At 34.7% G+C, this 16,377-nt stretch carries 12 protein-coding genes, 1 tRNA gene, 2 pseudogenes and 1 other annotated feature; of the genes and pseudogenes, 1 reads left to right on the forward strand and 14 read right to left on the reverse strand.

Annotation, left to right across the window (positions count from 1 at the left end):
- The gene (locus GYV61_RS07055) at positions 1-1,647 is read right to left on the reverse strand and encodes a mannitol dehydrogenase family protein (RefSeq protein ID WP_174795296.1); all 1,647 of its coding nucleotides are present in this window, start codon (positions 1,645-1,647) and stop codon (positions 1-3) included.
- Positions 1,648-1,853: 206 nt separating this feature from the next.
- Here GYV61_RS07055 and GYV61_RS07060 point away from each other — a divergent pair, with 206 nt between their 5' ends.
- Positions 1,854-2,537 (forward strand): GntR family transcriptional regulator, encoded by a 684-nt coding sequence (locus GYV61_RS07060; RefSeq protein WP_174795297.1) that lies wholly within the window; start codon positions 1,854-1,856, stop codon positions 2,535-2,537.
- A gap of 401 nt (positions 2,538-2,938) precedes the next feature.
- On the opposite strand, the gene GYV61_RS07065 is transcribed toward GYV61_RS07060, so the two are convergent.
- The 13 genes and pseudogenes from GYV61_RS07065 to GYV61_RS07125 all read right to left on the reverse strand — a co-directional run bounded on the left by GYV61_RS07065 (position 2,939) and on the right by GYV61_RS07125 (position 16,359).
- A tRNA-Arg gene (locus GYV61_RS07065) sits at positions 2,939-3,011 on the reverse strand.
- A gap of 53 nt (positions 3,012-3,064) precedes the next feature.
- On the reverse strand, positions 3,065-4,393 hold the full coding sequence (locus GYV61_RS07070; RefSeq protein ID WP_110445818.1) for a PTS sugar transporter subunit IIC: 1,329 nt from the start codon (positions 4,391-4,393) through the stop codon (positions 3,065-3,067).
- 2 nt (positions 4,394-4,395) lie between these two features.
- The gene (locus GYV61_RS07075; RefSeq protein ID WP_174795336.1) at positions 4,396-5,625 is read right to left on the reverse strand and encodes a DEAD/DEAH box helicase; all 1,230 of its coding nucleotides are present in this window, start codon (positions 5,623-5,625) and stop codon (positions 4,396-4,398) included.
- The gene (locus GYV61_RS07080; RefSeq protein ID WP_174795298.1) at positions 5,622-6,329 is read right to left on the reverse strand and encodes a GH25 family lysozyme; all 708 of its coding nucleotides are present in this window, start codon (positions 6,327-6,329) and stop codon (positions 5,622-5,624) included. The genes GYV61_RS07075 and GYV61_RS07080 overlap by 4 nt, the downstream gene beginning before the upstream one ends.
- A gap of 135 nt (positions 6,330-6,464) precedes the next feature.
- Entirely contained in the window at positions 6,465-7,466 is a 1,002-nt protein-coding gene (locus GYV61_RS07085; protein WP_194240827.1) for a D-2-hydroxyacid dehydrogenase, read from the reverse strand.
- A 126-nt stretch (positions 7,467-7,592) separates the two neighbouring features.
- A pseudogene (locus GYV61_RS07090) lies at positions 7,593-7,721 on the reverse strand (pyridoxamine 5'-phosphate oxidase family protein); the annotation flags it as partial.
- A 94-nt stretch (positions 7,722-7,815) separates the two neighbouring features.
- Positions 7,816-9,000: a metal-dependent hydrolase family protein gene (locus tag GYV61_RS07095; protein ID WP_174795299.1), complete on the reverse strand. Its 1,185-nt coding sequence runs from the start codon at positions 8,998-9,000 to the stop codon at positions 7,816-7,818.
- A gap of 48 nt (positions 9,001-9,048) precedes the next feature.
- Positions 9,049-9,288, reverse strand: a binding site (T-box leader).
- A gap of 958 nt (positions 9,289-10,246) precedes the next feature.
- Positions 10,247-10,662 (reverse strand): annotated as a pseudogene (locus GYV61_RS09900) (YbaK/EbsC family protein).
- 122 nt (positions 10,663-10,784) lie between these two features.
- The gene (locus GYV61_RS07105; protein ID WP_174795300.1) at positions 10,785-10,952 is read right to left on the reverse strand and encodes a type II toxin-antitoxin system YafQ family toxin; all 168 of its coding nucleotides are present in this window, start codon (positions 10,950-10,952) and stop codon (positions 10,785-10,787) included.
- 129 nt (positions 10,953-11,081) lie between these two features.
- On the reverse strand, positions 11,082-11,387 hold the full coding sequence (locus GYV61_RS07110) for a hypothetical protein (protein ID WP_174795301.1): 306 nt from the start codon (positions 11,385-11,387) through the stop codon (positions 11,082-11,084).
- Between the two features lie 54 nt (positions 11,388-11,441).
- Positions 11,442-12,326, reverse strand: a complete 885-nt coding sequence (locus tag GYV61_RS07115) for a restriction endonuclease (RefSeq protein WP_110445812.1) — start codon at positions 12,324-12,326, stop codon at positions 11,442-11,444.
- Between the two features lie 42 nt (positions 12,327-12,368).
- A complete protein-coding gene (locus GYV61_RS07120) occupies positions 12,369-13,289 on the reverse strand; it encodes an abortive infection family protein (protein ID WP_174795302.1) in 921 nt (306 codons plus the stop codon).
- 52 nt (positions 13,290-13,341) lie between these two features.
- Positions 13,342-16,359 carry a type I restriction endonuclease subunit R, EcoR124 family gene (locus tag GYV61_RS07125; protein WP_174795303.1) on the reverse strand — a complete coding sequence of 1,006 codons (3,018 nt, stop codon included), beginning with the start codon at positions 16,357-16,359 and terminating at the stop codon, positions 13,342-13,344.
- Positions 16,360-16,377 lie beyond the last annotated feature (18 nt).

A 16,377-nucleotide genomic window follows, 5' to 3' on the forward strand; every position in this document is an offset into this window, starting at 1 on the left:
TTAAATTCCCAGATCATAAGACCTATTTTCAACTAGATTATGCAATTCTGACCTTACGGCTTTTTTATCTCTGATTAGCCTTTGAAATTCTTCCTCAACAATTGAACCTATTGCTGCATCATATAAATTATTACCAAAAATTTGTTTATTACTCAAAATTGGTTGCAAAACTTCATGAACTTTCATCATGTTTTCTTGACCCAATTCAATAGCAGATATTTGTTTATGAAGTTCGGCATAAAGTGGATCGGGACTAGGATTAAAAGGCTGGCCGTTATCATCTATAGCCATTAAATACCGGCACCATGATGCCAAAATAAACGGAATAAAAATCAGCTTTCGAGGATCAAGTTTAGCAGAATCTATATACTTTTGAATTGTGACTCCATACCTAATCGGTATTTTTTGTGAAGTATCACTTGCTATACGTTGTGGAGTATCTGGAATATTTTTATTAGGTAAACGTTTAGTTATTAATTCATCAATAAACTGACGAGGATTAATAATTTTAGGATCTTTAACTACTGGAAGGTCTTCACCATAACCTAAGTTCACAATGAAGTTTTTGAGATCTGGATCCTTAACCTCTGCAGCAATTGATTTATATCCTAATAAGCAGCCCAAGATAGCTAAAGCAGTATGCAGAGGATTTAAACACGCTGTAACTTTCATTTGATCGGTATCATTAACAGTTTCTCGATCAGTCATTATTACACCAGCATCCTCAAATTTTGGACGTCCGTTTGGAAAATCATCTTCAATGACTAAATAATGCGTTTCCTCAGTATTAGTAAAGGAAGCAATATTCGTACCCTTTTTCGTATGAATAATATTGCTATCTTCAAAACCCTGCTCTTTTAGCTCTCCAGCTACTGTGAATGACGGATTAGGTGTGATACGATCAATCATTGTCCAAGGAAAAGAAACCTTATGTTTATTTGAAAGATAATCAAGAAAGCCGGATTCAACTATATTATTTGTCACCCAACCGTTAGCAATTTTCATAACTTCTTTTTGAAGTTCTAATCCATTTTGAGAAAAGTTATCTGTTGAAACCATAGCAATTGGGAATTGTCCTGCTAAGTACCTTTTATAAAGTAAGCGTGTGATTGCGCCTATATTTGTCGTGGCCTTATCTGGATCATTTGCCATATCAAATCTAGCCGCTTTTGTAAGGTTTCCTTTACCGTCATCGAGCTTATAACCCTTTTCAGTAAAAGAAAAAGTAACTAGTTGTAAAGAAGGTTGTTCAAAAATTATAGCTAGCTTTTCCCAACCATTTTTATTATCTTTATTATAGTAAACCGACTCTCCTACACTCGCAATTAATTCTTTATCAAATGTATTATCTGCTTTCATAACTACACTTAAATGTCGATCATTATCTCTTTTATAAACTTTCTGGATAACTTCTTCATCATAGGTTTCTGCAACAATAATACCGCTTTCCATTTCATTTTTATTAAGTAATTTTTGTGCAATCACTGCATGAAAAGCACGGAATAAGTTTCCTCCGCCAAAATGTACCCAAATTGGCCGTTTTCTGGTCGCTAATTTCATTTTTTCTTGATCAAAATGAGGTACCTTAATGCCCAACCGACCAAATTTGTTGTCGGCTACTCGATAATCATCAGATAATTTAACCATTTGTCTTATCCTTTCGTCAAAACTAATATATTAGTATCTTAGTATTTTATATAGATTATTGCAAGCGCTTGAAGAAATAAATATATTTTTTTAAGCATTCATCTAATTTCGTTTGCTATATTCCATTTTTTAATAGTGATATACTATTATTCTAAGCAATACCATATTTTTAAAATTAATTTAAGAAAGGATATTAATTTTTTCAGATGATAAAATCGCAAAGCAACTTAACAGATCAGGCTTATGATCGCATCTCACAAAAAATAATCAAAACAATTTATAAACCTGGGAGCAAAATATCTGAAAAAGCAATTGAATCTGATCTAAAAATTGGTAGAACACCAATTAGAGAAGCACTATTACGTTTGAAGCAAGAACAATTAATAGAAGTAATTCCGCAGTCTGGAACTTATATTTCTAAAATTGATTTAAAGTCGGTTTTAGATGCCAGATTTGTTAGAACCAGTATTGAACAGCAAATTATGAAAGAAGCTGCTACCAAAAAAATCTCAGATTCACAAAAATTATTATTCGAAATTAATTTACAAAATCAATATAAGTCAATGGTTATAAAAGATTTCAATTTATTCTTAGATTTAGATAACGAGTTTCACCATACTTTTTACAGTTTGACTAATCATTCTGAAATTTGGAATTGGATTCAAACAATAAACGTTCAATTTGACAGATATAGATTTTTAAGCTTAAATGTTGAACAGTTTTCTTGGATAAGGTTAATAGATGATCATCAAGATATATTAAAAGCAGTTTTAGATCATGACACTTCTCGTGTCCAAAACTGTACAAAACGGCATTTAAACTTAGCCCTTAAAGAGAAAAAAACAGTTATAGCTAAGTTCCCAGAATATTTTATTAATACAGATAAATAAAAATCCTTTAATAACAATTTACTAAATAAACAATAAACTATTAAAGGCATTTTATTGGTTTTATGATAAACCCGGTATTAATAAATAGATTGCTTAAGAGGTGTGCTATTGAAACGATTTTTAAAATTGAAATATTAAGTCTCTCTATTAATATATTTCAGATTTATTTGGAAACTGATTTATCTAATATTGTTATCTTAATTCAGAATGGATATTTCTTAATTTTACAAATTTTATAGACCTAAATTTGATCCTGCTTTTATCATAATAGTAATTCTTAATAAATTTAAATTGAGAAACTCACTTCATTGATTTATTCTTGTTTTAAAATTATAAAAAAGGCTAGACATTTGAATAATAAATAAAAAGTCCGTAAGATTAGTACTTACGGACTTTTTTAATGACCCCGGTGAGATTCGAACTCACCTCTACGGTTTAGGAGACCATTGTTCTATCCAGATAAACTACAGGGTCGCAATAAATTAACTTTACCAAATTTGAGCGCTAAAAGCCAATTTTTTTAGTAATTAATATTGACGGGTAAAATATGGTTGTGGCGTGTTAGAATCAGCGATTTTATCAGCCGCAAAAACAAATGGCGTCCAAATTGCCAAAGCTATTAACATGTTAATAATAGATAGTACAATTGCACGCCAATCATAATTGCATGCTAAAAATGGCCCAATAATTGGTGGTACCACTGTCGGTACCGCCACTTGCACAGGATTAACTAAGTTCATCATACTTACACCATAGGCAAACGCTACGTTAACTAGCGGTGCAAGCACAAACGGGATAAAGTACACAGGATTGAGCACAACGGGTAAACCAAAAATTATGGGTTCGTTAATATTAAAAATTCCTGGAGCCAATGCAACTTTGGCAATCGTACGATAATCACTGCGTTTTGAAAAAAGCAGAATAGCTACAATCAACATCAACGTGCCACCTGCTCCACCGAACCAGGCAAAGGCATCAAATGATCCCCGAACCCAAATAAAAGGCGCTTCTTTTCCCGCGCGAGCAGCGGTAACATTGACATTCTGTGCAGTCAGCCAGATTGAGTCTAAAATCGGTGCCCAAACGCTTAGGCCATTGAAACCAAAGAAGCTGAAAATTTGCACTAATAAGGTTACAAGCATTACCATGCCAAAGCCTTGGCCCAATTTTACCAGTGGAGTTTGAATTGAATTAAGGAGCCAATTGCCAAAGAAAGTGCCCGTAATTGTCTGAAAAACAAAGTTAATCATGCCAACGCAGAAAATGGCAATGATAGCTGGAACAAGTGAATCAAAAGCCATCTGTTCCGCATAAGGTAAATTGGCTGACAGGTGAAGCTTAATTCGCGCCCTAAAGCAAATTGCAAAAATTGTCACGCCAATTGTTCCAAATAAAATGGCGGTAAAAATTCCCGTAGTTGAAAATTGAGAGATATTAAAAGCTTTGTGAACAGGGATAATTTTGCCGTTAACTTTAAGTTTGGTTAAATTGGCGATACTCATTGCTAAGGATGATAATGAAACAATTGCTCCAGCAACTGGGTCGACCTCCATGCTTTTTGCTAAGTGATAACCTAAAGACATCGACAAAAAGAGTGCAAATAAGGCAAATGTCCCCCGCCAGACAACGTTGCAGACTAAAGAAAGAGGCTGCATTACCCACGCAAAAGTTTTCCAGCCTAATTCGGTTTTGGCAGCAGCAATCAAGCTCTTAATCAGGACGGCCACTGAACCAGCAATAGTGATCGGCATCACGGAAACAAAAGCATCTCTTAATGCTACCAGCCAGTGAGTTTGCCCTAATTTATTTGCTAAAGGCAAAATATAGTCTTCCAGCCAAGCAACTAATCGACTCATTTTTACCCCTTTCTTTTTAAATAATGAGGATGATACCCCTTATTTTTATTTTTACGCTTTTTATGTTTTTCTTTTAGAGCTGCATTTTGCTTTTCTTCATTTAAGTCCCGCTTTTTATTTTCCTTTTTACGTGGCATTTTAGTAGACAAATGAAAGCCGGCAAAATATACCCGTTCAATTTTAACACTTCGAGCGAGTAACTTCTTCAGATCACGAAAATCGTGGTCGTCACCTATGCTTACAACGAATCCCTTTGCGCCCATGCGACCAGTTCGACCGGCCCGGTGCATATAAGTGTTAAATTCACTAGGAATATCGTAATTAACCACATAAGTAACACCAGGAATATCTAAACCACGAGCCGCTAAATCCGTTGCTAACAGCAACTTGATTTTTCCGATTTTAAAATCATTCAGAGTTGCTGCTCTGTTTTGCTTGCCAAAATCATTAGCCAAGATACCAAATTTAGTTTTAGTGTGTGCTAAAATGCCTGCAAAGCGCATCATAGTTTGGTTGGAATCAAAAAACAAAATTCCTTTAAAACCATCAAGACGCATTAAACGCTGAATAAAATCAATTTTATGAGCATTGTCTATTTGCAAAAAATAATTTGCTACAGTTGATTTCTGCTCCGGTCTGACATCAATTGTAATAAACTTACGGGCAAAAATATCTTCTGCTTGCTTGGTTATTTCAGATTCTGTAGCCCCAAAAAGCAAGATTTGCGCATCTGCGGCCAAGTTTTGTCCTAAAGAACTTAATAATTCCATTTTATTAAACTCTAAAACATCGTCAGCTTCGTCGATAACTAAAGTCTTTATTTGATTAACTTTAATGCGATTAGCAGAAAAGAAATCGAAAAAACGTCCTGGTGTGGCAACTACTACTTCAGGGTGTTTTTTCTTCAAGTTGTCTTCCTGCCGCTTGCGATTACCAGCCCCTACAAGCGTTATGCCTGTTAAGCCAAGGGCGTTAATAAACGGATTAATAGCGTGCCGAATTTGCACAGCCAGCTCTGTTGTGGGAGCAATAATCACTAAACTATTTGGATTGCCTTTTTCCAGCTTTTCTAATGCTGGCAATGCATAAGCCAAGGTCTTTCCCGTACCCGTCTTAGCAAGAGCTATACAACTTGCACCATTTAAAATAGGGGTGCTTGTTTCTTGCTGAATCAAAGTTGGTTCAGTCATTTTTAATCTGGTTAAAACTGCTTGAATTTCTTTTTTCATTATTGTGTTAACTGTCCGTATTTTTCTTTATATTGAGTAACCGTACCATTGTATGTTAACATAACTACCCCATCTTCTAAGTTCTTAACTGATTTTACCCGTCCGTCATTGGTATAGCGCCAAAAAGCATACTGCATCTTATCCGGTGCTTTTCTGCCACCAGTAATAAATTGCACATCATGCGGAAAATACTTTTTGTACTTTACAGCAACATCTACTATGACCCGTTTATTCAATCTTAAAAGCATACCGGTAAATTGCGCCATTTGTTTGATATAAGCGATATCATAGTCATCAATTGCAGGTTCAATCCAGATCGGCAAACTACCGGTATCAGTGCCTACTTTTTTCAAAAAATATTGGTAATGTTGCATGGGTGTAGATTCATTACTGTAGGCAATCACTGTCCCAAAAGCTAATTTTGTTCCTAATACTTGATCCCGATATAATAAAAAATCGTCATCAAAGTATGACCGCCCCTGTGTGCTTCTCAAATAGACAAATGAAATGCCGTTGGCTTGCAACTCATGTAAATCAATATAGCCATAATCCTGATTTAATTCCACACCGATTGCACTCGCATTACCATTTGGCGGCAGCGTAGTTTGATTGCGCATATTCGCTATACCCGTGAGAAGAAGGACGATTGCAACGATGAGCAAAATTAAAATCGCGGGTAACGTAAACTTATGATGAAACCTTTTCATCTTTTTCTCCGATAATTTTTCTACACCTGTACATTATAGCAATTTTTTTGCTATACTTGCCAACTACAATCTTAACAATAAAAAAGTGACCGGCTTTACGGTCGGTCAACTTTTAAACTAAAAATAAACTATGAGCTATTCTTCAACCAAGTAAACTGGTTTTTGACCATTTAATACTCGTTTAACGTCTGTCATACTGTGTTCAATCATGTTTTTGACGGAAGTCTTCGTGTAGTATGCGGAGTGAGGCGTAAAGACTACGTTAGGCATTTTGGCTAATTCCTGGTAATCTGCAGGCAATTCGGAAATATCATTGAATTTCTTCATCACAATTGCTTCTTCACCAGTCATCACATCCAATGAAGCTCCAGCAATCTCTTTATTCTTGAGTGCTGCAATTAGATCCTGTGTGTTAACCAAAGGCCCTCTAGCCGCATTAATCAAATATGCAGTATCCTTCATTTCCTTAAATTGCTTGGCACTAATCATATCTGCAATTGAAGGTTCTAAAGGCGTGTGCAGGGTCAAGATATCAGCATTTTTAACCACAGTATCAAAATCGGTATATTCCAAAAATGCCTCATTAGCAGGATTTTCAACCAAGTCATAGCCAATCACTTTAGCTCCTAAAGCATGAAACATTTCTGCCACACAAGAACCGATACGACCAACACCAATGATACCTACAGTCTGATTATAGATCTCGTCACTCATTAAATTCTCTTCACGAACAAAGTTAAGGTGTTCCTTTTCATTGTTTAAAATAGGACCCCATTTTCTTAACAAGTACATTGCAGATGTCAGAGTGTTCTCAGCCACTGCACGTGGAGAATATGCGGGTGTATTAGTAACGATCATATGATATTTATGAACAAAGTCAAAATTGATAATATTATAACCCACAGACCTTAAGGCAATCTGTTTGATACCATAAGAGCTCAATTTACGATAGACCTCTTCCTCATCTATATCAAAGACCTGCAAAACGCTGACAACATCATAACCTTGCGCCATCTCCACAGTCTTAGCATCAAGCTTGTCATCAGTTGTTACTAAATCATCTTCGGGATGATTTTGGTTCCACTTATCTACATAGACCTTCTGCTCCGGGGTCATATTGTAAAGTAAAGCTTTCATTATTAATCCTCCTTTTGGATAAAAATTATATCTCTTATTGTATCTAAAATTAGGATAAAATTAAAGATAAATTTTAAAAAAGAGCAATTAATAATTTTTATTTAAAAATAAGCTGGAATATATATCCAGTATTTTTTCCTCATCGACTTTCACGTAGGACATCCAAGTGTTCACTACACTGGCAGGATTAGCATTAATAGTAACAATGGTAACAGGTCCTTCATCATTCATGACATCTAAAAATTTTTGATTCATTTTTTCTCCTCCCAAAAATTAAAAGAAGCTGCTTTTTAGTAGCTTCTTTTATTATGGAACGTTTGTTCGAAATCACAAAATTATATGCTTATATTTAGTAAGCTCTCTTACCCTTTTTATAAACTGCCTTATCCTTTTGGACAACCGCACTAATTTTTTCAAGTGGGTTTTCATCAAGTACCAAAAAGTCTGCGTATTTGCCCTCTTCTAAAGAACCATATTCTTTATCTATTTTTAGTAGCTTAGCAGAATTATAACTGGTTTCCAAAGCTTCAAAATTAGTAAAGCCTTGTTCTACTAGTAAAGGCAGTTCTTGCGGAGTCATCGTGAAGTCATTAAATGGTGTACCGGCATCAGTGCCCAAAGTAATTTTGACACCAGCATTTTTGGCCTTAGTAATGTTGCCGCGCAAATCTTTCCAAGCAGCCGCAATTTTATTCATTTCCCAGTCTGGGATTTTACCTGGAGCATATTCGATGAATGCCCAAGCTCCAACTATTGTTGGGGTTAAGTATGTTCCTTTTTCAATCATCAGCTTAATTTCTTCATCATTAACGTAGAAGCCGTGCTCAATGCTGTCAACGCCGGCCTTAATCGCATTCAAAATTCCCGGATTGCCTTCCGCATGTGCGGCCACAGTTAAACCCTTGTGGTGAGCTTCTTCGACTGCAACGTGCATTTCAGCTTCACTTAATTGAGGATCATCAAGAGAATCGTTTTCCGTCATGACGCCACCTGTGGCCATCACTTTAATTGCTTTGGCGCCGGCTTTAATTCCCTGACGAACTGCTTTGCGCATTTCATCTGGTGAATCGACCAGCACACCAAAATTAGGCAAATCGCCGTGTCCTCCAGTCATAGAAAACGGGTGTCCTGCTGGCACGATTTCTGGCACCTTGGTTAACTTATTTTTTTTAATTAAATTATTAAGAGCAATATCAATATTGTACGTGCTGCCACATTCACGAATATAGGTAACACCGGATTTTAATAAATCATGCAAATGTTTTACTGCACGCACAGTTGAAGAAACTACATCACTTTCACTACCACCATCGGGGGTCAAAGGATCCATAATAATATGTGTATGGCAATTGATTAGACCAGGAATCACATATTTATTGTGTAAATCTACCGTCTGATCAACTTCAGGTGCTATACCCTCACCTATTTTGGCAATCTTGCCGCTTTCATCATCAACTACCAACGTGGTATTAGATTGAATTTTATCATCAATTCCGTTAAATAAATTAACGTTAGTATAAGCAGTTTTAGTCATCTAAAAACCTCCATATTTTTGTATAAAAAAAGCACTCATCCTTTTCTACTTAAGGACGAGTGCTCGCGTTACCACCTTTTATTCATTTATTACTCACGTAATAAACCTCATTAACTATCAAACAATAGCTTGCAAAAATAACGGATGCAACTCCGCTATTGGCTGATTATCACCAATAGACATCAATTAGAAGCCCATGTTCACTACATATCGCTAGCTGACTTTCACCCAAATATCAGCTCTCTTTATTAGTAATAAAATAGTTACTCTGCTTTGCAAGATGTTTGCTATTTAATTGACTTTTAATCTATCATTTTTTCTTAATTATGTCAACTCCATAAAAGAAAAATAAAGATTAGGCAGTACTCTTCCGGGGGTATAGCATAAATAACTTTACTAAAAAGCAGTAAAAATTATTCGCTAAAACGACTTTTCGTTTTAGTCATGCTTTACTGATGCTTTTAAAATCATAGTCTCGTTTAACATGATGATATTGCTTTTATTTAGTTTATTGCTAAGTAATTAATAACTCCTTTACTGTCCGCACCTCCAAATACGATTTTAAAATTAGTTATTAATAACCCCGTTAAATGTTCAGTCAGAATGCTAATAATTAATCTATCCCTACTCATATGCGTTTTTTATAAAATTAGTTCCTAACCAGCTTTTTCCCGAGTGACCGACTAACAATCCTTTTTCCTGAAAGGGGGGTAAAATATAGCCTCAACTTTTTGCTATAATCAATCGCTATTTTATTTCAACGGTGATGAGATATTAGCAGATTTATCTAGAAATGACCTAAAATCTATATTAAAAGTCATTGACTAAATAAATACTTTATATTCCAACTTAAACAACAGTTTTTTGAGAATTTAGGTTTATACACAAGAAAGAAAGATACTATAAATAATACAAGATAAAGTTACATATTTTGAATCATTATCACAGTTAAACGTATAACTACTTTTTTAACATCAGTTTTGTTACCATCATTAGCTGCGTTCAGGTCTTTAATTCTTTGTGCATTTAAAGCAATATCATAGTCCTGATCAGAGATTAACGGCAACGAAAAAGATTTTACAATGAAAGAGTAAATAATTTAACCAATTAAATTCACAAATAAAAATATTTACCTTTTGTTAATAATTTAATGGTATTTATTTGATAAATATATACAAACAAATAACTCGTATGTCTTTAATATAAAAAAGACGCAAATTGCTAATTTGCGTCTTAATATTCACAGTTATTGGTTGGACGACTTTTTCACTACTTTGACTAGATTGCCCAAGTCCTTTATGACTTTAAGCAAATCTTGCGGATCTAGCCAAATAGTAGATGTATTATCGTTGGGATGAATAGCGATTCTAGGCTGGTCACTAAAATATGAATCTAAGTAAAAGGGGATTTCGTGGTGAGAGTCATTTAACAACCCTAAAGGTGTGACGGAGCCTGGTGCCAAATCCAATTTTTCTTTTAAATCTGCGGCGAGGCAAAACTAAGTCTGCGTGTGCCATTTTCCTCACGAAATTGCTGTAAGTTGACTCTTTTATCGCCCTTAATAGTCAAAAGATAGTAGTTACGTTTCTTGTCATCCCTCACAAACAGATTTTTTGCATCTGCTTCAGGGTGTGGCAGAGCAATTTTTACCATTTCTGCCATATTGTAGGCAGCTTAATGCTCCACTATTTCATATTTAATTCCGAATTGTTCAAGGTAATATAATGTTTCGCTTTTGTTCATTTGGTGTTATTTTCTTAAAAGACGCTATTTTTAATCTTACTTCATAACTTACCAGTAGAAAGTTCCTTATGATTGGTGATAGTTACCATCCTTAAACGCTTTTTGGCATCCACCTGATAATAAATTACTAGTAAATCATTAAGAACATGAAATTCGTGGTATTCACTCCAGAGTTTTTTCAAAACTTTATGAACAGTATATTTTTTCAATAGCTAGGATTTCAAAAACCTACCTAGTTCTCATCCTTGCATCTATTGTATCAACAGTAGATTGATTAAAAATACTTTGTAAATTATCCATTCTTTTTACAAAAGATTTTTCAAAACACACTTCATATTTTAATTTTCTGTCCACCGCTTTTTCCAATCATCTAGATTATCTACTTTATTACTACTATCCTTAATCAATCCTAACTCTTCAGCTTTAACTATTACCATAGCCTTTTCAACTTCGGAAGGTAAATTTGTATCTGATGTATCAGTTTCTTTACGATTTACAGGATAACTAAATCCTTTATCATGGTTAAACTGAGAGATAAGCATTTTAACTGCCGTAGCAGCCGTCAAGCCGATTTGCTTGGCATTATCATCTAATTCTTGCTTTTCTTTCTTATCTAATCTAATTCCAAATTGTATAGTCGACATAGTATCACCTTATCTGTAAAGCAATAACGATAAATCAGTTAACATAAAGGTTGTTTAATCTTTATCAGTATAAAATGATTTCAACCGATATGTAGTCACAGGCTCAACGTAATAATTGTACTTTGCCACCAAATCACAGATTTCGTCACCATCAATCAGAGTGATGATTCTGGTCCCCTCACGTGCCGTCTTAATTGCGCCGCGAGTAAAATCAGAATTAGTAATAAAAATACCAAATTCAGCGTTATATTTATCCATTGCTCCGCGAAATTTGTCTATTTCTGGCGCTGAAACATTAGACTGCCAGCGTTTTGCTTGTAATGCCACTCTAGTAGTACGGTAATCATTTGAACGAACATAGCCAAAACCATCAAGACCCCCATCAGCAACATAGTTAACGCCAATCGTCTTATCCACGTCAATTCCCATTTTTGTAAGTAAACCGCGACAAAAAAGTTCAAACTTTTTCGGACTCATTTTCATTAGAGCATCTAGCAAATCTTGTCTCCACTGATCTTCTTCTGTGACTTCATCCGTAGTATCTTTAGCAGAGTCAATTTCGGCCAAGTTCTTTTTCTTCAATTCCTGAGAATTATTATCTTCCAAAAAGGGACGAACATCCTTTTCCGGATCAAAAGTATTAAGATCAACTTTACGGCCTTTTTCAGATAATTCTACTTGATGATCATCTTCAGTTAAAAAACCAGTTCTTACTAAATACATAACTGCATAATTAAACGTATAGTCAAAAGGTTTATATTTATTACCAGTTTTCTTAGACACCTTAATTTCATTCACTTCTTTTTCAGAAATTGCAGTGGAATTGTCACGAATATCTGAACAAATTTCACGTCTTGTTACCTGACCACCAAGGCGACGCATTGCAATCAGAATTTCTTTCATAGTTAGATTCTCAATATTAATTTGTCGATTAGCCATTCACTTTATCTCCATTTTATAAATATAAATTTTTATATGAAATTATTTTCTCTTACTTATATTTTTTGCCGATACTGACAAAATAAAATCTGCCATAGTTAAAGCAGCGTTTAAAGCAAGACGCGCATGGTGTTCTTCAACTTTTATTCTTTTTCTTCCCAAACCATGAGCATCGCTTTCTTTGTTTCTCATTTCTGCTATCGCATCAACGATATTTTCTAGACCGGAAAGTAATTCATTTATTCTCTTATCAACATCTTTGCCTGTACTCATTGAATAAGCTAATTTAACTTGTCCATACAGTTTCTTAATATTTCCCTTTCTTGAAGGTTGAATCCCATCTACTTCAAGAACATACATAAATACCTCTTCAAGAAGAGTTCTTGCTTGAGTTAAAACACTATCAAAGTTGCCTTGCCTTAAATTTTCATTTGCTTTACTTTGAACCTCTTTAATGTATGTTCTGTCAATCTTTTGGATATATTTGCTCTTTATTTCAAACAGGTCAGATTTTAAAAACACATTATTATTTTTAATAATTAATTTATCCCCAGTATAATCAATGAAGTTATTAATTTTTTTAATAGCTAGAGTTGTTGCTTTTTGATAATACTCTTCGAACATTTCAACGGACAAGTCAGAAATATTTTTACACATGCTAAAATTAGTTTTACTAAACAAATAGCTCAAAATTTCCTGTGTCTTATTTTTATATTTTGCCTTTTCAAACATCTCTTGCATGTATGACCAGCGAGAGAATATATCATATTCAATTGGACTTCCAAACTTTTCAGATAAGTCACAAATATCTGGACCTGATAAATACGGCATATGAATCTCTACATTCATAGGTTGGCCATTATGTATTTTATCCTCACTAATTAAATTTTCTAAGCAAGCGTCCCCATCCAAAATTTCAATAATTGGCTTTTTCATTAAAAAATCATATTCACTTTTTGGCAACACGTCTCACAACTTTCGAGAAATTATATTTACAAATAATAACTATCAATTTTTACTCTTCAGATTCTAAAGGTTTGATCTTTGTATTGTAGACTAGCTTAACCCTTTCGCGCACCTCAGTCTTCCAGCTAAGCCAATTCTTTAATTTACTATCAGGATGAGTCTCTTTGAACCTATCAAAATATCTTTTACTTACCAAATCTCCCATACCTTTATGATTGATTTCATCAGGCTTATAATTGTTAACAACATAGTTCAAATTGCCATAATCAAGACCGAAATCATCTGCCAGTTGACTTAAAATTTTTTTATTTTCCTGCTTGATAGAGTTTTCTAATACATCTTCAACTTTTTGATCAGAATATTTTTGTGGATTAAGTTGAACATCTTGCCAAATCGAACGAATATGGTTCGCACGTGGCTCATTAGTTTTAGCATATTGATCAATGTAATCACCAACTTGTGAAGTTTCGCTTTGATCCTTAGATTTTTGGGAAACATTTATTTGTTGGCTTTGCTGATTTGCTGTTGAAATATAATCTTGAATGAGTGACATAATATAACGTTCATCCACTTCTTTAATATGAATAGATTCAAGCTCGTAATCTTCGTCAAGATCAACGTCTACTGGGTCATCATCATTTTTATTTTCTGCTTTTAAATTATCGATAATATTTTGGTATGTACCTTCTAAAGTATTTTCTATTTCAGGTGGGATATCAGCAACATTAACTTGTGCAGAAGCAGGAAGTTTGTCCTGCTTATCTAACTCATCATAAGTTTTAATAGCAGCAAGCGCCTGATCATATTTTTGAAAAGCTTCAGCAAACTGTTTCTGTTCTTTTTTAGGGGCATCAATAAGTGCAGCCAATATCTGTGGATTATCGACATATTTGTCTAGTTTCTTACGTGCTTGTACATAACGCTTACGTGACGTATTCCAATCTGGGGCAAGAACGCCATTAGTGCCACCATTCGCATAAAGTGTCAACGCTTTATCTATTTCATCACTATACTGATTAGGATACTGGAAAGTTACTATTTGACCCCACTTTTTGCCGTCATCATAAATACGGTTTGTTCTTGAAAAAGCTTGTATGAGGTTTTGGGCATTCATTGGTGGTCTGTCCAAATATAACGTGGATAATCTTGGTGCATCAAATCCAGTCAATAACCGATCAACTACGATCACTATGTCTAGTTGTTGGTCTCGTGTTTGATATGCTTTATTTTTGCATGCTAAACGATCATTGACATTGCGATTATAACTAGGAATATCAGTCATAGAAAGCTGGGTATTAAACATTTTATTGTAGTCATCCAATGATTGTTTCATTTCTGCTTGGTTAACCATTGATTCATCTTCGTTTTGAGAGATTGAATACGTAATAGCTAGGCGGGGAAAATCTGGTGCCACTTTTTGAATACGATTAGGCACTTCACCGTTGGCAATTGCCTCTCGAAACAAGTGATAGTATTTCTGCGCTTGTTTGATAGAAGATGTTGAAAACAGTGCGGAATATCTGTTGCCATTGCTAAGACCTTGTTTACGATAAGCTAAAGCTAAAATTTGCTTGACCACTGCCTTCATGTGAGCATCTGTGAGATAAATATCATCACTATCTGTTTGATTCGCATTTCCTTCGTTATCTATTTTAAAACCAAGTACTTTTTTATCATGAATTGCGTCTTCAATCGTATATTTGTGCAATATTGGACCATAAAGTTGCTCTGTGGTGCGGGCATCTTGCCCATTTTCAGCCCGTGCGTTTTCCGCAAAAATTGGGGTACCGGTAAAGCCATACCATAATGGTTGACGATTAAAAAATCGATCTAGTTCTCTTTTTTGAGTTGGCGTAACTGCTCTATGACATTCATCAACAATAAAAGCTAATCGTAAATCTTTCAACTTTTCATATTTTTTAGCAATTTCAGGTGAATTTTCCCTTCGTTTAAAAATCGTTTGCAGTTTCTGCCTGGTAGTTACAACCACATTGCGGTTGCCATCACCCAATTTCTTAGCCAATTCAAAACTGTTTGAGGTTTCATCAACATCAATCGTGTCATTATTTGCATAAGTTTGAAATGCTGAAACAGTTTGCATGTCCAAATCTTTACGATCTATTAGAAAGATTGTCTTATCAATAGCTGGTATTTGTAATAAATTACGGGCAACTTTATAGGAAGTCAAGGTTTTACCTGAACCCGTAGCATGCCAAATAAAGCCAGATTTTCCTTCACGCGATGCTTGGAAAATTGCTTGTATTGCTTGAATTTGGTACGGGCGCAGCAGAATAATTCTTTGAGCATTATCATCTAAAACAGTATAGTCAGCAATCATGTGATGTGCCATCGGAATGGATAAGACATCACGAGCAAAATCTAAGTAATCATTAACTTGTTGCTTATCTTGATTAATCCAAGAAATCAAAAAATTAGCACGTAAATTTTGCCCAGCAGGAATGTACTGAGTATTAGTACCATTGGTGACAACAAACATTTCTACAAAATTATAGATGTCACCAAATTTATCCTCATCTATATACTTTTGTATTTGACGAAACCCATCCATAAAGGGAAAATTCGGTGTCTTCAATTCAATATGAATTAGGGGTAAGCCGTTAATCAAGAGAGTAACATCAAAGCGCCTATCTTGATCAAGCGGTGACAAGCTCGACTTATTGACTTCTACTTGGTGTACCACTTCATAAACGGAAGTTCCACCAGCAATATTGGTGTTATCTAAAATCAACAAATCGGCATCCGGCAAAGAAGAATTATCACGTTTTAAGTGATGCCTAACCTGTCTGTTAGCACCAGCCAAGAATTTAGCAGCTTGGTAAAAATTAGGCTGGGTTATTTGCGTACGAATAGTTTCCTTTTCATTTTGTGTTAGTGGAACATCATGAAGTTGATCACGGTTGTTATCTTCAAGAATTTGAAAAAAGTTAGCCCATAATTGCGGAACTGTTTTTAAATCTTCACGTAAGCGCCATTGATTAATACCCTGAGTTAATTGCTCAATCAAAGTTTTTTCCATTTGATCTTCTTTAACAGTTGCCACTGACATATCTGTCTCCTTTCCCTA

The organism is Lactobacillus melliventris (genome assembly GCF_013346935.1).
Taxonomy (GTDB): domain Bacteria; phylum Bacillota; class Bacilli; order Lactobacillales; family Lactobacillaceae; genus Lactobacillus.